The following is an 18,775-nucleotide window of genomic DNA, read 5'->3' as shown; positions in this document are numbered from 1 at the left end:
CTATGTCGTAATGCTCATTGTGCTATTGGTGAGTAGAAAAAGATCTATACCTAAAGCAAAGGTTTAGAGTATGAGCTACTCTTTGGTGTGTATAGAGTGTGGGAAAGAGCATGGGGAAGAATCCTACACATGCGACTGCGGTGGGCTTTTGGAAGTGAGGTTTAAAGACGTTGAGGTCGATTTTAAGCTTGACGGTAATCCTTGGGGAGTTTGGAAATATCGTTGTCTTTTACCAGTTAAAATTGATCCAGTTACACTGAAGGAAGGTGGAACTCCACTTTACAGGTGTGACAGCTTGAGTAAGGAGTTGAATTGCAGGGTTTACGTGAAGCACGAAGGAGCAAACCCTTCAGGCTCATTCAAAGACAGGGGAATGACCGTAGGCGTTACCAAAGCTTTGGAATTAGGTAAAAAGGCAGTTGCATGTGCATCGACTGGCAACACCTCCGCATCTATGGCTATGTATGCAGCCAAAGCTGGATTGAAGGCTTACGTACTTTTGCCAGCTGGCAAAGTTGCCTTAGGCAAAGTAGCCCAAGCTTTGATGCACGGAGCTAAGGTTATAGCCATCAAGGGCAACTTCGATAGGGCTTTAGAGTTAGTTAGACAGGTTTGTAAGGAGATGAACTTTTACCTTCTCAACTCGGTCAATCCGTTCAGATTAGAGGGACAAAAGACTATAGCCTTCGAAATAGTCGATGAGCTTGGATTTGTGCCAGATTACGTTGTCTTACCTGTGGGAAATGCCGGGAACATCTCCGCTATTTACAAGGGTTTCAAAGAACTCAAACAACTCAGCTTAATAGACTCCACTCCGAAGATGATTGGTGTTCAAGCTAAAGGTGCTAATCCGATATACAAGGCTGTAATGGAAGGAAAAGACGTTATAGAGCCCGTCACAAATCCAGAAACGGTTGCAACCGCTATAAGGATAGGAAATCCAGTAAATGCAAGAAAGGCTTTGAGAGCAATTTACGAATCAAAGGGAACGGCAGTAGAGGTCAATGACGAGGAGATAATACAGGCTCAAAAGGATTTAGCCAGAAAAGAAGGAATAGGTGTTGAGCCTGCATCAGCATCAAGCTTAGCTGGATTGAGGAAGTTAGTTGAAAACGGTTATATTGGAAGTGATGAGACTGTCGTCTGTATAACAACTGGTCATCTACTCAAAGATCCCGAAATCGTGTTAAAGGTGTGTGGTCAGCCGATAGAAGTGCCAGCAGAGTTTGAAGAGATTATAAAAGTCTTATAGTTTATGTATCCGAAAACTGAGCTAAAGAGGAAGCTTATTCACCTAATAGGATTGGTCATCCCATCAATTTACATATACCTTGGAAGAGATTTTACAATTTCATTTCTGATAGTCGTGTTATCCATTTTTATAGCTCTAGAACCAATTAGACTTGATAAAAAGCTTAGAGACGATTTAAAACAGACGCTGAGCTATATACGTTTAGAAGATGTCGAGAAAATTGTAGACGAGATTGCGAGAGGTCACGAGAAAAAGAGAATTGGTGCGCACATATTCTTTGTCATTGCATCTCTGCTCGTAATATGGTTCTTTCCTGAAGTAGCTGTAGGAGTCATTACAGTCGCCGTGATAAGCGATGCGTTAGCCTCTTTGGTTGGAAAGGCATTTGGCAGAGTTAAAATCAAAAACAAGAGTCTTGAAGGATTTTTAGCCTATACGATATCGGCTTACCTCATACTGACGTATTTTGGTATTCCTTATGCGCTTTTAGGTGCGTTAATAGGTGCTTTAACTGAGCTGTTCAACATTCCACCAGACGACAACTTTTCCTGCCAGATCACGATGGCTGTTGCTTTATATTTAGTAAATTGGTTAAGTTTTTAATCAGTTGTAAGCTGCTTAGCCAAATGGAAGAGAAACACTGGGCTGATGTTATTGCTGAGGATTTGCTTAAGCTACGTGAGGATCATAGAATTGCAACAGGCATAACTCCTTCTGGACCAATTCACATAGGCAATTTAAGGGAGATGCTAACAGCGGATGCGATTAGAAGGGCAATCATCGACAAGGGTGGAAAGGCTGAAATCGTTTACGTTGCAGATACGTTCGATCCTCTGAGGAGGAGATATCCTTTCCTGCCTAAGGAATACGAGGAATACGTTGGAATGCCTTTAAGCTTGATACCCGATCCAGAAGATTGTCACGACAACTATGCGGAGCATTTCTTGCAACCGTTTTTGGAATCTCTCGAAATACTCGAAATTCCCGTTGTTGTTAAGAAGGCAGATGAGATGTATAGAAACGGTGAATACGAAGAGGTAACTAAAATTTCACTTCAGCAAAGGGATAACATTGCAAGAATACTCGAAGAGGTTACTGGCAGAAAAATCGAAAGCGATTGGTATCCTTTCATGCCACTATGCAAAAACTGCAAAAGGCTTACCACCACTAAAATCGTGAGCTTTGACGACAAGCGTATAAGCTATGTTTGCAGCTGTGGTGATGAAGGAGAAGTCAGTTATAGAGAGGGTAAGCTCGTATGGCGTGTAGATTGGCCAGCAAGGTGGCGGATTTTGGGTATAACCTGCGAGCCTTTTGGCAAAGACCATGCCTCAGCAGGTGGTAGCTACGATACTGGCAAGAGACTTGCAAGGGAGATTTTCGGCATAGAACCTCCCTATCCAGTTCCATACGAGTGGATAAACCTCAAGGGAGTTGGAGCGATGAGTTCTTCTAAAGGTGTCGTTGTGCCAGTCAGGGAGTTCATAGAGATTGTTCCGCCAGAGATTGTCAGATACATGATAATCAGAGTCAAACCGAAGAAGCATATTGACTTTGATCCAGCAAATCTGCTCGAATTAGTCGATGAGTTTGAAGATGGATTGAAGAATGGGGACAGGGCTGTCCAACTCTCCATGATCTCTGGAGTCGTTTACAGCGAGGTTCCCTTTAGACATCTCATCGTTGTAGGGCAGATTGCGAAGTGGGATTTGAACAAAGTTCTTGAAATAATCGAGAGGACTGGATACAGGGTCGATGAAGTTACTCTAAGAGATGTGGAGAGGAGGCTGAAATACGCTAAGGCTTGGCTCGAAAAGTTCGCAAGTGAAAGGCTGAAGTTCGAAATTGCCGAAAAGGTTGATGCAAGTCTGTTCAGCGAGGAGGAGCTCGAATTTCTAAAGAGGTTTGCGAATGAGCTTAGTGAAGATATGAGTGCCGAGGAAATACACAACAAGGTTTACGAGGTTGCAAACACCCTCGGTTTAAAGCCAGCTAAAGCGTTTCAGGCAATTTACAAAGCTATACTAGGCAAAACCTACGGTCCAAGGGCTGGATACTTCATCAAGACTCTAGGGGTAAATTGGTTTAAAGAGAGGGTTAAAGAAATATTGAGCTAAATTTGTGTGTAAACAACTTTACAACTCTTTTTGCGTGAAGCCAACTTTCTGATGGCTTCAATACCTTTTTCGGTGATTGGCTGAACTTCTAGGTATCCTTGATCGACTGCACCCTTAACTATCTTCTCACCTCTATCGCTACGAATTATGATCGTACTCCAGCCATCATCCGATCCGACACTACCGAAGCTTATATCCGCAAATTCAGCTGTGAAGTCGTTGCAGAACTTACATGAAGTTCTTACAGCATCTTTTAGCTCCTTCAGTGGAATTGTCTTAACCTCTCCTTTCACCCAAGCCATCAGCTTGCCCTTCTTTATGTCGAACTTCTCCACATCCTCTATTTTCACACCAATTTCTTCCAACTTATGCTTGAGCAAATCCCTTGAGAATGTCTCCATGCAAAACAGACCTAGGACAACGCTGACTTTTTCAGCACCTAAACTGTGCCCAGACATCTGAGCGTTCCTAATTGCCTTTACATGACAAGGTAACCCTACCAATGCTATACTCTTTTTACCCATCTTGATAGCATCTTTCACACCGAGCAGAACTAGGCATTGAGTGTATTTTGATCCGGTGGAAGCAAGCAAATCTTCTTTACTTATCGCAACTATTGGCTTAGGATTCCAAGATTCATCTCTTCCCGTAACGACTGCGGAATCAATAGCACCGCTTTCAAGCAGATACGTAAGAATTGCCGTAACAGCTCCACCATCCTGAGCCTTACTCCTTATATTTTCATCAGTAGCCCTACCAGCTAAAATCTCACGATAGTATCCTATCGCATCGTCCTTTCTTTTTTCACCAAAGATCTCGATCTCAGCTTTAGATTCACTAAAGTAGTTAACCGGGCAAACATCGTAACAAACTCCACAGTGCTCGCAATTCTCTGCAACAGGCCTTTCATTCTCATAATGTATATACTTGCAGAAGGCACCACACGCTCCGCAGTAGCAACACTTGCCTGACAAGATTATATCAACTTCCAACTCTTCGAAAGGATTCATACCGCTATGTCCCTATGTGCCACAATATATACTTTAAGGTTGATCATCACATATCAAAATATTCCCTCTCTTTGCAGATTCTCGTAAGCATCTACAGCACAGTTCGTTATAATCGTCATAGCTTTACCCAGAGTTTCAATTGCTGAATCGACATCGACAAAATCAACGTTTGAAACTATATCGTAAACTTGTCTAAATCTCTCATCCCCCGTGGAGTTGTAGGCTATACCGACTTCAACGCTCAAAGCTGAGAAAAACTCCAAAATTACCTTCAAGCCACCATCGAACTCTTTATCCTTCAAACCTTCCAAGCTCTTAACGAGCTTCATACCTATTATTAGTTCGGACTTAAGCTTTTCAGAGTACTGATAAAGCTTCAAGCTGTCCTTCATTGACGGTATTTTGAAAGATAATATATAATGGTTGCGTTAGCAATAAAAAGCCTGAAAAATTATCAGCTAAGGGATGATGACGCCCACTGTGCCTGAAAAAATGATGAAACTGGGCAGGTCTGACCTCAGTAAGCCGGATGTTCTTCGAAAGTATACTTGACTGTTAAGAAGTTGGATTTGAACTCTTTGATTTCGTTTTTGATATCTTTGATAGGTTTTTTATCCTTCAGAGCCATATCTATAAACCTTGCAATCTCTCTCATCTCATCCTCCTTCATCCCCAACCTCGTTACCTCCTGTACTCCTATCCTTATTCCACTTGCTTTATCGTCGTCCCACGGTAGTAGGCAGGGATTTGTGAGTATGTTTGCCTTCTCAAGCTTTCCAACAACTTCGCACCCATTCCCAACATCCACAACGACCTGATGAGACTTGGTGAATTCCAAGTGAGGGCAAAGGACGTTGTAACCTAGGTTGTAAAGTTCCTCAGCGAGAGCTTTAGCGTTTCTGACAATCTGTCTTGCGTAATCCCTTCCAAATTCCAGCATCTCTATGCAAGCCATTGCATATCCAGCTAAACTGTGTATGTGGTGATTGCTGACTACGCACGGCATGACTCCGTAGTCTATCATCTCAGCCAACTCCTCCTTACACATGATTACGGCTCTTTGGGGACCGGGGAATGTTTTGTGAGTTGAAGCTGTTACGACGTCAGCTCCCTCCTTAATAGGATCCTGAAACTCCTTCCCAGCTATCAACCCCAAAACGTGACTGCCATCGTACATTACCCTCGCTCCCACCTCATGCGCTACCTCAACCAATTCCTTCACAGGATGTGAGAAGAGAAAGACACTAGCACCGAGTATGACCAGCTTTGGCCTTTCTTCGATTATCTTTTTCTTAGCGTTATCTAGGTCGATGTTAAATTCTGAAGGATCAAAGGGCATTTCCACGGTTCTTAGACATCTAACATTTGCAGAATCATGAAATGAGAAGTGCCCTCCACACTTTACTGGCAAAGCAAGTATCTTATCACCGCACTCAGTCAAAGCTCTGTAAACCGCCAAATTTGCGATGGTTCCAGATATCGGTTTAACATTGGCATGTTCACAACCGAACAACTCCTTGGTATACTTGATTGCCAACTCCTCCAGCCTGTCTATGATGTTGCATCCGCTGTAAATTCTTTTCTCAACATCTCCCATTGCATATCTATGTCCAAAATCGCTGAGATAGCATTCTCTGACGAACTTGCTCGTCACGTTCTCGCTTGCAATGAGTGGAATTACAGACTTCATATATTCGGACTGCTGTCTTATCAAATCGAACACTTCCACACAACCACCTCACATGAGCACATCGTACAAGCCTACCTTCTTCAAGATTTCACCCGATTTCGAGTGGGGTGTTCTTAAAACACTGTCGTTTGACTTTTCAATCTCCCTAGCCTCATCCGCAAGTTTTCCCGCAATTCTCATCATTTCGTGAGCAGTGGCGCATAGGGTAATGTAGTTTTCGGCATCCTTCTCGACAAAACAAGCTTTATGCGTTATCTTTGAAATATTCTCAGCTATTATGTAGCTCGCAATTGCTTTGGCTCTGGCGTACGGATTGCAAAAACCAGCAAACTTTACAGCCGTGTTATAATCTACTACAACCTTCGGAAGGTAATCCTCCTTCAAAGCCCTGTTTATCTCGTACTGCAGTAACCTGATAATCCCCGTCACAGCTAAAACCTTAAGCAAATCCGAGTTGTAGAGCACCATCTCTGTAGGATCTAAAAATTCTCTCCTCGCACCAATCATAGCATCTGCTTTTACCACTATGTAACCCCAGTTCAAGCTATCTAGCCAATCCTTACTGGCTCTATCCGTAATAACGATCACTCTATCACTCAGATTAACATCTTTGAGGAATTTCTCAGCATTCGGGCATGTAACTATCTTAAGGTCAAAATCTCTCTTTTCAAGTTCCTCAAGTACTTCCACCTTTATTTTGGAACCCGAAGAAACTACGAAAGTCTCTATATCTCCTCTCATTGCCAACTCATCTAAACAATACTCTAAAAGAACGGCAGAACCTATAGCACCGAGCTTGGCTATACCAATTCTCATACGAATTTACCTCCCTTTGATTTTCTTTCCTATTTCTTTAATAGCCTTTACCTTATCTCTACCTATGGGCGTACCTACTATGAATATGTCAACATTAAAAGACTCTATTCTGGCCACTACATCGTTAACCTTCCCATAAAGGCAGAATTTATCGATCAGCTCGTCATCTATTTTTATCTCGTCGAACTTACCTTTCGAAATCTTTTTCCTAATATCGGTAACGACATCGTAAGGAATTCCCTCCTTCTCTGCAAAACTCCTCGAGCTACCAGCAATTATAAAGGCTACAACGATCTTGGCAATCTTTTTAGCTCTATCTACATCGTCATCAACGCATACCGGCATACAAAGTCCGACAGTCTTACTCGTTTTTATTTCAGGTAGGGTAGCATTCAGAATAACTCCATCCCCGATTTCGAGAGCAAGCTCAATCATTTTACTACCTTGAGCGCCCACAAAGATCGGAACTCTTCTTGCAAAAGGAATAACGCTCATACACTTAAACAGATCTCCTTCATAAGTCCTACCATTCATAAGAGCTTTTATGAGCTCTACAGCCTCTTTAACTGTCTTCAACGGCTTCTCTCTCCTTATCCCCAAGCTATTCAAGGTCATCTTATCTCCAGCGGAAATTCCCAAAACAGCTCTACCACCGCTTATCTCGTCTAAAGTAAAGATGATTGATGCTATCAGTGCCGGATGAGTAGTATAGGGGTTTGTAGCCCCAACACCTATCTTTGCCCTGTGAGTCTTTAAAGCGATGGTCGTTAAAATAGGAATGGGGTTTCTGTTGTTGTAGTGCTCCGTGATCCAAATGTAATCGTATTCGTAATCTTCCGCGAGTTTAGCCAAGTATTCGATTTCATAGAACGGTTTGTCAGGCTTTAGCTCAATTCCTAGCTCCATAATTCGGCGAGAAAGAGAGAAAATTTAAATTTTATTAAAAAATGCCACTTCCAGTTCTCAAGGCACGATTAGAAATCAATTGATGATGAGCATGCCGAAAAAGGCAGAATCTAGTAAAACTTAAAAACCAACGAATAATAATGAGCAACGTGCCGACTGGCTTGGTAATCTTGTACGTATTAATTGTAACTTTCGGAATAGCATCTCTCCTGAGCAGGGACAACTTCTACTCAGCCCTTTACATGTGTCTTACCATGATATGTATAGCTGGAGTGTACGCTTACTATGGGATTCATTCTGCATTCGCACTTATCGCCTTAATATTCATCGGAGCCCTGGGAGCAGTAACTTTGGTTTTGGCCTACTCGTATCGAGAGAAGGCATCTATCAAATACAAGCTCAGGTGGATATTCTTCGCGCTTGCAGTTGCAGTCTTTCTTGCTCTGGTTGCACCTCTTACAGTTATTGACAATCCGAGAGATTACGTAACATCTTTAATAGGCTTTGAACCCATCTTCTTTCTATTCAGCCTATCTTTACTCGTGATGATCCCATTAATCGAGGTTTGGAGGTGTAAATCTTGATACTGGCACTGGTGATGCTGATAATAGGTTCAATAATGCTTGTTTCGAGTAGAGATCTTGTAAGGTTACTGATATCCTTGGAATTCCTATTCGCCTCTTTGTTCTTATCGATCCTAGGCATCATGAACTCTCCACAGGGGTACGAAACGTTGGTGGCTGTTATCTTCACGAGTTCTTCCGAACTCATGATTCTCGTTGCCGTAATAACGATATTCAGTAAAATGTTTAGAACGACGAGTTTGGAGGGTGATAAGATTGATTGAAGTCGCGATACCGCTGGTAGCTTTGATAATTGCCCCGCTAATCGTGAGAGGACATCTGATAACGTCTTTAGCTTATGTGCTGTCATGTATACTCATCGCCTTGAAGCTCACTTCCAGAGGCTATATCCACCTTCTCAGCTTTCCCTCACCAGTAGGTGACTTTTATTTATTCTCCGACGGTATTTCGAACATTTTTGGATTTACGATAGCTCTGATTTCGAGTATGGTCGCTCTATATTCTTACCCTTACATGAAACACAGATTCGAAGAGATGGGATTGGGTGAAGGCGAATTTAGAAAGTATTGGTTCCTGTACAACCTATACGCGTATTCAATGCTGTTACTGGTCTACTCAGCAAATCTACTCCTCCTTTACGTTTTCCTCGAAATATCGCTAGTTTCTTCGTTTCTACTGATATACTACTATGGATATGGAAATAGAAGGTGGGTTGCTCTGCTCTACTTCGTTTGGACACATGTAGCTGGTGTTTTAACATTGATAGGGTTCATAATCGTCGGATTGAAAAATCAAACGTTGCTGATGCCCTACATTAAAGTGATACCTATGGTTGCATGGATTCTGATATTTCTCGGAATGGTAATCAAATTGCCGGGATTAGGATTTCACATCTGGCTCCCCTATGCCCATGCTGAAGCTCCTACGCCAGTAAGTGCCCTACTAAGCCCGTTAACTGTCGGTCTGGCTGGGTATATTCTTTTAAGAATTTATGAAATAGATCCAAGCTTTGTTATAAAATTCAGAGATCAAATATTTCTTTACGGATTTCTAACAAGTTTCGTAGCAGGCCTTATCGTTTTCAAGCAGAGAGACTTCAAGAGGCTTTTAGCCTATTCAACCGTTTCCCAAATGGGTTACATGCTGATGGCCCTCTGTTTGGGAACATACGGTATGTTCGGTCTAGTTATTCAATACGTATCACACGCATTCGGAAAATCCATACTCTTCATGAGTGCCGGAGCTTTGATAATGGCCTACCATCTTAGAGATATCGAGAAAATGGGTGGATTGCACGAGCAAGTTCCAGAAATAGCGAACGCATCCCTCTTAGGCTTCATGAACTTGAGCGGGATTGTAACGATAGGCTTGCTCGGAGAGTTCTTCATTCTTAGAGGTGTTGTGGAGTTCTACGGAATCGGTAGGGTGGCTATGATGGTTATAGTTGCTTTCATAATTTCCGGGCTTTACAGCTTCTACACCATGAAGAGGATATACTACGGTAAGCCTAAAGACTATCCGAGCAAGAGGATTGCTCTATCCGTTAAAATACCCCTGTACGTTATAGGTTTAATATCTATAATAACTCTCTTCACTGCAAAATACATCGTCGATGCTTTGATGGAGGTGTTTGCATGATAATCGCGTTGATAATCTTGCCGATGATATTCAGCATTCCTACAGCTATTGCGTGGTATCTCTGGAGGAAAAATCTCGCTGTTACATCCGTTTTTGGCTTGTTCCTATCGTTCATTTTAACAATATACACCTACAACTTGCCAGATTCAACAATCAGCTATCCGTGGATACCCCAGCTTGGAATAAGCTTCACGTTTATATTGGACTATTTGAGCAAGACGATGGGACTTTTAACGGCTTTTATAGCGTTCCTAATAGGAGTTTACAGCTTGGAATACATGAAGCATGACTATCGCTTGGGATGGTACTGGTTTTTCTTTAACACGTTCACGTCTTCAATGCTCTTAGTTGTTTACAGCGACAACCTCCTCTCTTTGCTCATAGGATGGGAAGGCTTGGGCTTGGCATCCTGGGCTTTAATAGGGCATTGGTTCAGGGATGATGACGAACTCAGCTACGTTGGAGAGATAGGAAGAAGGGTTTGGAAGCTTAAAATGTTCTGGTCACCGAGCTTCTCAGCTTGGAGAGCCATATCGACTATAAGGATAGGAGACATGCCGATGTTCTTCGCCATTGCGGTAATATTCGCACTGACGCAAAATCTCAACGTATCGTCAATGGATTGGCATACTGTCTTCAAAGATTTGGGATTCGCTTCGAGCATAGTGTTGCTAGCTTTAATGATGGGGCCCTTTACAAAGTCCGCACAGCTACCATTTAGCGAATGGCTCATGACTGCAATGACCGGTCCGACTACCGTTTCAGCCTTGCTTCACTCAGCCACGATGGTAGCGGCGGGAGCATACCTCTTCATGCGCCTCAGCTGGTATATCGAGCCTTGGAACATCCATGAACTCGAATTCGCTTACACCTTAATCCTGTTCTTAGGGTTATCCTCATCCCTTTACGGTGCACTCGTAGCCTTAGCCTGTAGAGAAAGAAAGGTCCTGCTCGCCTCTTCAACCCTCTCAAGCCTTGGAATAATGTTTGCAGTTACATCTCTGAGTTTCTGGTTCGGTAGAATAGCGATAATCCTCGCATTTCTCTACCTCGTCGTTCATGCGTTAGCCAAAGCTACACTGTTCTTAGTAGCTGGACATCTAATTCACGCCACTCACAACAGATTCCACTGCAAAGTCAACTTTAGGAAGATGCCATCAGCCTTCATCGCAACCTTAATTGCCACACTCTGCCTTTCTGGAATCCCTCCTTTCACGGCTTACTGGGTTAAATCGGGAATGGAAGAACTATTACATCATCTCGAAGAGTTCGGATATTACCCCTTAGCTTTGTTTCTGCTAACATCCGTAATTTATTCCGCATTTCTCGCAAAATTCTTGAGTTTAAACTTCTTAAAGGGTAGAGAAGTTGAGATATACACACACAGGGAAATTTTGATGCAAACGTCTTACATCGTAATGTGCCTAACGCTCTTACCTTTAATAGTCTACGTTTTCAGAGAGGTTAGCGAAAGTTCGGTAATCGTGGGAATTATTTTGGCTATTGCTTACGTCTTAGCTATACTCAAGCCCACTTACGAATCGAGGGTGGGTCAGTTTTTGAGTGATAGGATGTATCTGATGGCTTTAAACGACTTGATAGTTCCCAGTATTGGAAGGGCTTTCATCTTCCTTTGCTATTACTTCGACAAAGCCGTAGATTTGTTTGCCCATACAGTTATACCGGAGATGTTCGAAAACGTATCGAATGCTATCAGAAGCGTTCAGAGAAAGAGGCTTACGAAATACGTTGAGTTTGTAATCGGACTGCTGTTTACTATACTTTTGATAGCGGGGTGGTTTGAATGGAAATTGTAGCATTAATAGTTCTATCGATAGGAGCGGTATTATCTCTGAAAAGTAGATCGGCGGGAATAGTAGCTTGCATAATTTCCGCTATGCTCACATTCAGTACCAATCCTTTCCTAGCCCTGATAACTGTCATCGCAATCTTAAACCTCGCATCTCTAACTCTGCTGAAGTGGAAGAGTCACTTAACTCTCCCAATTCTGATGCTCATAGCAACGCTTCACGCATTTCAATCGAACGATCTCGCAGTCCTGATAGTTTGCTTCATAGCTGGAAGCGTTCCAACGTACGCCCTAATACTGCTTTCGGAGGACGATGTAAAACCAGATACAGCGGTAAAATACATCACGTTCATGGTTTTAGCGACAGTCTTGTTCATCTTCGGCCTTATCAACTTGAACACGGTCATCGGCAAGATCTTATTCTTGATCGGCCTAGCATTGGAAGTGGGAATTGCTCCGTTGCACATCTGGGTTCCAGACGTTTTTGAGGAAGGTGATCCGGTTACGGTTGCTGTAATTGCAAGCTTGGCAAAGTTCATTCCATTCCTCATAGCCTTCAGGGTTTTGAGCTTGGATGAGATCACATTTGCCTTCATATTCGCACTGTCAGTTTTATCCATGCTCGTAGGAAACGTCGGAGCCTTAACTTCCAATAAACCTCAGAGAATCTTGGCGTATTCTACGATTGCGAACATGGGTTACGTGACATCAGCTTTAACGACTTTAAATCCACTAGGATTTGCTGGAGCTTTCATACAGCTTTTGGCAAACTCAGCTGGAAAGATCGGATTTTTCACAGCTTTAAAAGATGGTGCAAATAAAGTTCAGACATACCTCCTCGCATTCTCTATGATAGGCGTGCCACCACTCCTAGGCTTTTGGGGTAAATTTTTCATACTGACATCGCTGATAAAGTCTAATCTGCTTATATTAGCGGTAATCTTAGTTATAAACTCCGTTATATCTGTCCCCTACTACGTCAGACTCGCTGGCATGTATGAAAGAGGTAGAAGTCTAATCGTTTCAGCAGTTGTGACTGCATGCGTCTTAATATCTCTGATAATTTACCCAACACCAATATATGAGGGGGTGATAGCTTGTTGGATGCGCTGACGTTGATTGGTTTAGTAGTGGCTGTAGGCTTAGTCATCGATTTGATAATGCTTATACTTACCAAACTTCTTCCCGAGAAGGTCAAAAGCGAAGTAAAGGAGATGAGGTACGAAGCTGGAAATGTTCCAATAGAGAGACCAAAGCACGCTCTACCCTTCCAATACGTCCCCTATCTGATTCTGTTTTTAGCGGTTGAACCCATAGCAGTCCTAATGCTACTTCTGTCACCATTCAGCGATTACATCAAATTCTTAGCTGTGACACTGGCTTTGTTAATTCCACCGTTGTTGGGAGGTGTTAAGCTTGCTGAAAGAGTGGGGAACTAAGTGGAGTCTTTGGCCAGTTCATTTGGTTACCGCATGTTGTGGAGTTGAATTGGCGCACGCTTACGCATGTGGCTATGACGCTGAAAGAATAGGTAGCTTGAACTACGGTATATGCAGACAGACAAATCTGATAATCGTTGAAGGAGCTATCACAAGAAAGATGGCTAGAGTTTTGAGGATAACTTGGGAGCAGATGCCAAATCCTAAGTTTGTTATAGTTATGGGAGCTTGCGGTATTAAGGGTGGATTATTCAAGAACAGCTATCACATGGTTAGACCGTGGGATGTTGTCCCTGTGGATGTTTTCGTTCCTGGTTGTCCTCCAACGCCGGAGGCTCTTATCAGGGGTATTGTTGCTCTTCAGAAAAAAATAGAAGGGAAAGAAGATTTTGACAAGTTTGAAGAGGTAAGCATAGAAGTTGAGAAAGGTAAGGTCAGAAAGTTACCTCCTTTGAAAGAGTTTAGAGTGGAGAATCCAGCTGTAGTTCCGAACGTTGAGAGGGGCAGGGATGATTATGCTAAGACTTTAGAAGATGTCTTGGGAGTTAGAGTTTATACCGTGGGTAAAGACCACTACTACGCATTTGTAGATGATGTTAAGAGGTCGGCGGAAATCTTAGCCCACTTAGGTTTTGACAACGTTAAAGATGTTAACGTCTTGGATGTTCCACATGAAGATACATTCATCGTTGAGTTTACACTCCACAACTACGAAAACTACAAGCTCGTAACGCTAGCCAAAAGAATTAGTAGGAAAAACCCGAAGGTGGAGAGTCTGTCGGATATCTTTCCGTCGTCTGATTACATGGAGAGGGAGATGCACGAATTCTTTGGAGTTGTATTCGAGGGAAACAAATGGATGGGAAGAAACTTCCTCCTAGATGTTTCCACACCTAAGTTTCCATTAAGGAAAGATTTCAGGCTTGAATCGCAGAGTATAGAGGAAGAGAGACCTTTCTTGCAAGATTTTGATGGTAACTTGGACGTTACAAAACTCCCAGATGAATTCGTTAAGGGAGACGAATATATCCTTGTAGTTGGACCCCAGCATCCCGGAAGCGGACACATGAGGTTGATAGTAAAGCTCGATGGAGACATCATAAAAGATGTAATTCCAGATCCGGGATACGTTCACAGAGGTGTTGAGAAAATTGCTGAGAGCAGAATATACATCAAGAACATACCTCTAGTGGAAAGACCATGCATAACGGATTTTGCAAATTATGACATCTGTTACGTCAAGGCTATAGAAGAAGCTCTAGGAATTGAGGTTTCTGAGAGAGCCAAATACATTAGAACGATCTTAGCTGAGCTATGCAGGATTGGAACACATCTGTACGATGCGGGAATTCTCTCCATATTTTTGGGACATTCGACTGGATTCATGTGGGCTTTCGGTTTGAGAGAGTTCGTATGTGAAGCTCTAACGATTTTAACTGGCGCAAGAGTTACAGGTTCCTTCATAGTTCCCGGAGGAGTAAGATGGGACGTCAGCGATGAAAAGCTGAGGAGAGTCAGAGAAATCGTTTTGGCTATGAGGAGAAGACTTGAAAAGTTCGAGAAAATGTTCGTTAAAAATCCCACGGTTGTGGCGAGACTTGAAAACGTCGGGATTTTGAGTAAGAAGGATGCGAAAGAGCTGGGGATAGTGGGACCTTTCTTAAGGGCATCCAACGTAAGGCACGATTGGAGATTAAAGGGTTACGAAGCTTACGACTGCGTCGATTGGGATGTAGTCACCGCTGAAGAAGGAGACTCCTATGCTAGGTTACTTGTGAGAGTTGAAGAGATAAATCAGAGCATTAAAATAATAGATCAGCTTGTTAGAGATTTGCCGAGCGGGGAAACAAAGGTGGATATGTGGAAATTGACGGATTTGGTATTGCCTCTCGGAGAATTTGTCTCATGTGTTGAGGGTGCGAGAGGCACAATATACATGTCCATCGTTAGCGACGGCGAATCTACGACTCCTTACAGGTTCAGAATAGTTACCCCCTCATGGTACAACCTCAGAGGATTCGTTGAAGCTTGTAAAGGAGAGAGGCTTGCAGATTTGCAGGCTATTTACGGTAGCTTTGGATACTTCCCACCAGAAGCGGACAGGTGATAGGTATGTTGAATGTTCCAATAGTTCAGGGTTTGATAAACAGAATAGCGGAAATACCGCTGTTAGGTTTAATAGTCGAAAGAGAAGTCTTTGCCGTCCTTATAGCGCCCGGGCTTCTTGCGTTGCTACTCTATTTGGGAATAACAATATGGTTTGAGAGAAAAATTGCAGCAAGGATTCAGTGGAGGGTTGGACCTAAAGAGGTCTCACCGCACATCGGAGGGCTTTTGCAAGTTTTGGCAGATGCGCTGAGATACTTGTATCAGGAGGTAATAGTTCACAGGGATGCCAACAAAGTATACTTCCTTCAACTACCGATTCTTTCGTTCATTCCGATTTTATTGGCTTTAACGCTCGTTCCTGCCGGAAACGTCTACGCTCTTAGGAGCGAATTCGGGATACCTTGTTTGGTAGCTTTAATAGCGTTGATACCACTATTCGTAATAGCTATAGGGTGGAGCGCAAACAACAGATTTGCCTATATCGGTTTGGTAAGGGAATCCTTCATGTATATATCCTACGAAATTCCGCTGATCCTTTCAGTTGTTGCCATGCTCATGCTTTACAAGACTGGAGATGCTATAACGATTGTTGAAAGGCAAAGTATACCCGGTGTATTTCTGAATCCATTAGCATTCCTAACATTTTTAATTGCAACGGTAATGGCAAGCGGAAGGTTGCCTTTCGATATACCTGAAGCTGATCAAGAAATTGCGTTCGGGCCATACGTGGAATACAGCGGTATAATGTTCGGTTTGGTCATGGTTCTAGCCTATGAAAAGCTCTATCTGTTATCCCTACTAATGGTTATCCTGTTCTTTGGAGGTTGGAGGGGATTCGAGATAGCCGTTTTGGGAGATCTTTCAGATGTCATTTGGCTGATGCTAAAGGCTTTGATAGTCATGTGCGCTATCGTAATTACGAGAGCTATATATGCCAGATACAGAATCGATCAAGCGTTGAGGATAGGATGGGGCTTCATGATGGCGCTGGCAATTGCTTCAATAGCTTTCTCGGGGGTGATAGCTTGGTTGTTGTGAAAAGAAGTTTTTCAAAGCTTAAAGGGCATATAAATGCAATATTTGAAGCTGTAAAGGAAGTTGTAAGGCCCAGCACGATAACCGTTCAATATCCTAAGGAGATAAGGTTCTACGAAAATATAAGAGGATACATCCAAGTTGAAGCTATTTCGTGCTTGGGTTGCGCGAGATGTGCGAGGATATGCCCAGCAAATGCAATAATAATGAAGAATGTTAATGGTAGGTATTATCCAACGATAGACTTTGGTAAATGCATATTCTGTCACTTCTGCATAGATGTTTGTCCTACAGGTGCTTTAAGGAACACAACCGTTCACGACCTCGCATTTAATAATCCATATATAACCATAGGTGCAGGAGGGAAGATCAAAGGAAGGGATCTTAAAGTGGTTACATATGAGTTTGAGAAAGATTTGAAGGTGAAAAGATGATGCAAAGGCTACTGAGCAAATACGTGGCGCATCACGTAAATTCGGACAACTGTGTTGGATGTAGGATGTGCGTAGATGCTTGTCCAAGCGGAGCTCTAAGTTCAAAGTTCAATGGGAGCATTCTCACGATAATACTTAACAGCGAGTTATGCACGGGTTGTGGATCTTGTGTGGACATTTGCCCATTCAACGCACTTGAACTCGTTCCTAGAGAGGAAGTTAAAGAGTTCAAGATAGAGATAGATATCTTGAGACCCGAAAAAATTGAGAAAAAGAAGTATTATATGATTGCTAGAAAGGTCGTCGACGTAAGCTACTGCACAGGTTGCGGTGCTTGTACAGTCTGCCCTCCAAATGGAATAATATGGAAGGATGGAGTAGTTGATTTCCCTGACTGGGTTAAGATTTGTAGGGATTGTGCGATCTGCATAAAGGTCTGCCAAAGATACAATTCAGTTTTCAAAAGCGGCGTAGGAGAGGTAATTGAAGTTAAAGGGGCTAGATCTAAGAGGTTTAAGGGACAGGACGGAGCTATGGTTTCAGAATTTATAGCATGTGCACTCGAAATGGGTATTATAGATACGGCACTCATGGTCAGCAGGGATGAGAGGTGGAAACCAATAATCGTTCATGTAAAACATCCGGATCAGCTGAAAAGCGAAAGAATTACTGGAACGAAGTACAGCTTAGCACCGGTTTTACCCGAGTTAAATAAAGTAATAAAGAGGGCTGGAAGGCTGGCAATAGTAGGAACGCCATGCATAATAACTGGACTTAGACTCCTTCAAAAGGAAATCCCACTTTACAACAAGGTTAAGCTAGCTGTGTCCCTATTCTGCATGGAAAACTTTAGGTATTCAAGTCTGATGGAGTTTTTGAGAGAAAAGAACATAGATGCCACTAAGGTTAAGAAGTTTGACATAAAGAAGGGCAAGTTCATAGTTGAAATGGTAGATGGCGTATTCGATTGCCCCATTAAAGAACTTGAAGAGCACGTTTCTAATGGATGTAACTACTGCCTAGACTTTGCGGGTGTTGATTCGGATGTTAGCATTGGAAGTGTTGGAAGTCCAGACGGTTATTCAACAGTCTTAATAAGGAGTGAAACCGCTAAGAATATATACGACTACATGATCTCGAAGGGTTACATCGAAGAGTGCGAAGCAAATTTAAAAGCCGTCGAAAAGCTTTGTAGATTTAAAGCTAAGAAGGCATTGAGAAAGGAGGAAGAAGGAGTATGAGAATCCTTGTCGCCTCGGACTCAGTAGAAATCAAAGCGGAAGAAGTAATCAGGTTGAAAATAATCGACACAAAGAAGTTTAGGGGAAGAGAGATACTGGAGGAAAGAAAGAAGTTAAAAATGAAGGATGGTTTTATAACTGTAGGAGAACCTGCAAAAGAAGTTGCGAAGTTCGCTGATGCCATAGATGTCGACTTGATCGCTGTAGACGATCCAGATCTTGGATTGGACATAGCGAAAGAAGTTTCAAAACCCGTCATAATTGCGAAGGATTTCGATAACGTTTTTGAGAGATGCCTCATAGGGTACAATCCGCTCGTCTTCAACGATGCCATAAGGCTTAGAATCGAGAGGCTACCCTTTAAGGAAGTGCATATTGTTCACGTCCTAGAATCTGTAATTCCTCAAAGCATCAGCCCCGACAAGATCTCAAAAATCGTGAACTTCATGAAGGATGTAAAGAAGAAAACGACGAGGATTTCCAGCTATCACGTGAAGCTGGGAGAGCCTGCAAAAGAGATCTTAAAAACTGCTGAAGAGATAGATGCCAGCTGTATAGCTCTAAACACAAGTATGAAAAGGATGTCAATTGGAAGTACAACACAAAAGATTGCGAAAATTGGAAAATTACCCGTCTTAGTCTGGAAAGAACTAATAAAGCGGAATGGTTTTATTCAGAGCCTCTGAGTTCACTG

19 protein-coding genes are annotated in these 18,775 nt (G+C 42.5%); 14 read left to right on the top strand and 5 right to left on the bottom strand.

Annotated elements, in window-relative coordinates; all coding sequences use genetic code 11:
• The first annotated feature begins 70 nt into the window (after positions 1-70).
• Genes thrC through lysS form a run of 3 tightly spaced genes read left to right on the top strand, consistent with a single transcriptional unit; the run spans position 71 to position 3,369 of the window.
• On the top strand, positions 71-1,252 hold the full coding sequence (thrC, locus tag ARCPR_RS07965; protein ID WP_012940974.1) for a threonine synthase: 1,182 nt from the start codon (positions 71-73) through the stop codon (positions 1,250-1,252).
• 3 nt (positions 1,253-1,255) lie between these two features.
• Complete coding sequence (locus ARCPR_RS07960; RefSeq protein ID WP_012940973.1) at positions 1,256-1,855, top strand: diacylglycerol/polyprenol kinase family protein; 600 nt, start codon at positions 1,256-1,258, stop codon at positions 1,853-1,855.
• A 23-nt stretch (positions 1,856-1,878) separates the two neighbouring features.
• Entirely contained in the window at positions 1,879-3,369 is a 1,491-nt protein-coding gene (gene lysS, locus ARCPR_RS07955) for a lysine--tRNA ligase (protein WP_012940972.1), read from the top strand.
• Here lysS and ARCPR_RS07950 read toward each other — a convergent pair.
• The 5 genes from ARCPR_RS07950 to ARCPR_RS07930 form a co-directional block, all read right to left on the bottom strand.
• Positions 3,366-4,379 carry a Coenzyme F420 hydrogenase/dehydrogenase, beta subunit C-terminal domain gene (locus ARCPR_RS07950; protein WP_012940971.1) on the bottom strand — a complete coding sequence of 338 codons (1,014 nt, stop codon included), beginning with the start codon at positions 4,377-4,379 and terminating at the stop codon, positions 3,366-3,368. The genes lysS and ARCPR_RS07950 overlap by 4 nt on opposite strands.
• Before the next feature lie 53 nt (positions 4,380-4,432).
• Positions 4,433-4,771 carry a hypothetical protein gene (locus ARCPR_RS07945; RefSeq protein WP_012940970.1) on the bottom strand — a complete coding sequence of 113 codons (339 nt, stop codon included), beginning with the start codon at positions 4,769-4,771 and terminating at the stop codon, positions 4,433-4,435.
• A gap of 125 nt (positions 4,772-4,896) precedes the next feature.
• The gene (gene glyA / locus ARCPR_RS07940) at positions 4,897-6,108 is read right to left on the bottom strand and encodes a serine hydroxymethyltransferase (RefSeq protein WP_012940969.1); all 1,212 of its coding nucleotides are present in this window, start codon (positions 6,106-6,108) and stop codon (positions 4,897-4,899) included.
• A 9-nt stretch (positions 6,109-6,117) separates the two neighbouring features.
• Entirely contained in the window at positions 6,118-6,885 is a 768-nt protein-coding gene (locus ARCPR_RS07935; RefSeq protein ID WP_012940968.1) for a F420-dependent methylenetetrahydromethanopterin dehydrogenase, read from the bottom strand.
• A gap of 6 nt (positions 6,886-6,891) precedes the next feature.
• Positions 6,892-7,791, bottom strand: coding sequence for a 5,10-methylenetetrahydromethanopterin reductase (locus tag ARCPR_RS07930; RefSeq protein ID WP_012940967.1), 900 nt, complete (start codon positions 7,789-7,791; stop codon positions 6,892-6,894).
• Between the two features lie 149 nt (positions 7,792-7,940).
• On the opposite strand from ARCPR_RS07930, the gene ARCPR_RS07925 reads away from it, so the two are divergent.
• From ARCPR_RS07925 to ARCPR_RS07870, 11 genes are read left to right on the top strand one after another with little or no spacing between them, the layout of a single operon-like run.
• Positions 7,941-8,375 carry a hypothetical protein gene (locus ARCPR_RS07925; protein ID WP_148208703.1) on the top strand — a complete coding sequence of 145 codons (435 nt, stop codon included), beginning with the start codon at positions 7,941-7,943 and terminating at the stop codon, positions 8,373-8,375.
• Entirely contained in the window at positions 8,372-8,638 is a 267-nt protein-coding gene (locus ARCPR_RS07920; RefSeq protein WP_012940965.1) for a hypothetical protein, read from the top strand. Before ARCPR_RS07925 ends, ARCPR_RS07920 begins: the two co-directional genes overlap by 4 nt.
• Positions 8,622-10,013, top strand: a complete 1,392-nt coding sequence (locus ARCPR_RS07915; protein ID WP_245526130.1) for a complex I subunit 5 family protein — start codon at positions 8,622-8,624, stop codon at positions 10,011-10,013. Before ARCPR_RS07920 ends, ARCPR_RS07915 begins: the two co-directional genes overlap by 17 nt.
• Positions 10,010-11,830, top strand: coding sequence for an NADH-quinone oxidoreductase subunit 5 family protein (locus tag ARCPR_RS07910; RefSeq protein WP_012940963.1), 1,821 nt, complete (start codon positions 10,010-10,012; stop codon positions 11,828-11,830). The genes ARCPR_RS07915 and ARCPR_RS07910 overlap by 4 nt, the downstream gene beginning before the upstream one ends.
• Positions 11,818-12,936 carry a proton-conducting transporter transmembrane domain-containing protein gene (locus ARCPR_RS07905; RefSeq protein WP_012940962.1) on the top strand — a complete coding sequence of 373 codons (1,119 nt, stop codon included), beginning with the start codon at positions 11,818-11,820 and terminating at the stop codon, positions 12,934-12,936. The genes ARCPR_RS07910 and ARCPR_RS07905 overlap by 13 nt, the downstream gene beginning before the upstream one ends.
• Positions 12,924-13,262 (top strand): NADH-quinone oxidoreductase subunit A, encoded by a 339-nt coding sequence (gene ndhC / locus ARCPR_RS07900; protein WP_012940961.1) that lies wholly within the window; start codon positions 12,924-12,926, stop codon positions 13,260-13,262. The genes ARCPR_RS07905 and ndhC overlap by 13 nt, the downstream gene beginning before the upstream one ends.
• Complete coding sequence (locus ARCPR_RS10030; protein ID WP_012940960.1) at positions 13,240-15,369, top strand: NADH-quinone oxidoreductase subunit D; 2,130 nt, start codon at positions 13,240-13,242, stop codon at positions 15,367-15,369. Before ndhC ends, ARCPR_RS10030 begins: the two co-directional genes overlap by 23 nt.
• Positions 15,370-15,374: 5 nt before the next feature.
• Positions 15,375-16,409: an NADH-quinone oxidoreductase subunit NuoH gene (nuoH, locus tag ARCPR_RS07885; RefSeq protein WP_012940959.1), complete on the top strand. Its 1,035-nt coding sequence runs from the start codon at positions 15,375-15,377 to the stop codon at positions 16,407-16,409.
• On the top strand, positions 16,406-16,840 hold the full coding sequence (locus tag ARCPR_RS07880; RefSeq protein ID WP_048084942.1) for a 4Fe-4S binding protein: 435 nt from the start codon (positions 16,406-16,408) through the stop codon (positions 16,838-16,840). Before nuoH ends, ARCPR_RS07880 begins: the two co-directional genes overlap by 4 nt.
• Complete coding sequence (locus ARCPR_RS07875) at positions 16,837-18,081, top strand: Coenzyme F420 hydrogenase/dehydrogenase, beta subunit C-terminal domain (RefSeq protein WP_083772968.1); 1,245 nt, start codon at positions 16,837-16,839, stop codon at positions 18,079-18,081. Before ARCPR_RS07880 ends, ARCPR_RS07875 begins: the two co-directional genes overlap by 4 nt.
• The gene (locus ARCPR_RS07870) at positions 18,078-18,767 is read left to right on the top strand and encodes a universal stress protein (protein ID WP_012940956.1); all 690 of its coding nucleotides are present in this window, start codon (positions 18,078-18,080) and stop codon (positions 18,765-18,767) included. The genes ARCPR_RS07875 and ARCPR_RS07870 overlap by 4 nt, the downstream gene beginning before the upstream one ends.
• The last annotated feature ends 8 nt before the right edge of the window (positions 18,768-18,775 follow it).

The organism is Archaeoglobus profundus DSM 5631 (genome assembly GCF_000025285.1).
GTDB classification, from domain to species: Archaea; Halobacteriota; Archaeoglobi; order Archaeoglobales; family Archaeoglobaceae; genus Archaeoglobus_B; species Archaeoglobus_B profundus.
Note: the sequence above shows the minus strand (reverse complement) of the source record. Positions and strands in the feature narration are given on the sequence as shown.

Coding starts and splice junctions, on each gene's coding strand:
- ARCPR_RS07905 (WP_012940962.1), top strand. CDS start 11,818: ATGGAAATTGTAGCATTAATAGTTCTATCGATAGGAGCGGTATTATCT.
- nuoH (WP_012940959.1), top strand. CDS start 15,375: ATGTTGAATGTTCCAATAGTTCAGGGTTTGATAAACAGAATAGCGGAA.
- ARCPR_RS07910 (WP_012940963.1), top strand. CDS start 10,010: ATGATAATCGCGTTGATAATCTTGCCGATGATATTCAGCATTCCTACA.
- thrC (WP_012940974.1), top strand. CDS start 71: ATGAGCTACTCTTTGGTGTGTATAGAGTGTGGGAAAGAGCATGGGGAA.
- ARCPR_RS07870 (WP_012940956.1), top strand. CDS start 18,078: ATGAGAATCCTTGTCGCCTCGGACTCAGTAGAAATCAAAGCGGAAGAA.
- lysS (WP_012940972.1), top strand. CDS start 1,879: ATGGAAGAGAAACACTGGGCTGATGTTATTGCTGAGGATTTGCTTAAG.
- ARCPR_RS07945 (WP_012940970.1), bottom strand. CDS start 4,771: ATGAAGGACAGCTTGAAGCTTTATCAGTACTCTGAAAAGCTTAAGTCC.
- ARCPR_RS07960 (WP_012940973.1), top strand. CDS start 1,256: ATGTATCCGAAAACTGAGCTAAAGAGGAAGCTTATTCACCTAATAGGA.
- ARCPR_RS07950 (WP_012940971.1), bottom strand. CDS start 4,379: ATGAATCCTTTCGAAGAGTTGGAAGTTGATATAATCTTGTCAGGCAAG.
- ARCPR_RS07930 (WP_012940967.1), bottom strand. CDS start 7,791: ATGGAGCTAGGAATTGAGCTAAAGCCTGACAAACCGTTCTATGAAATC.
- ARCPR_RS07935 (WP_012940968.1), bottom strand. CDS start 6,885: ATGAGAATTGGTATAGCCAAGCTCGGTGCTATAGGTTCTGCCGTTCTT.
- ARCPR_RS07875 (WP_083772968.1), top strand. CDS start 16,837: ATGATGCAAAGGCTACTGAGCAAATACGTGGCGCATCACGTAAATTCG.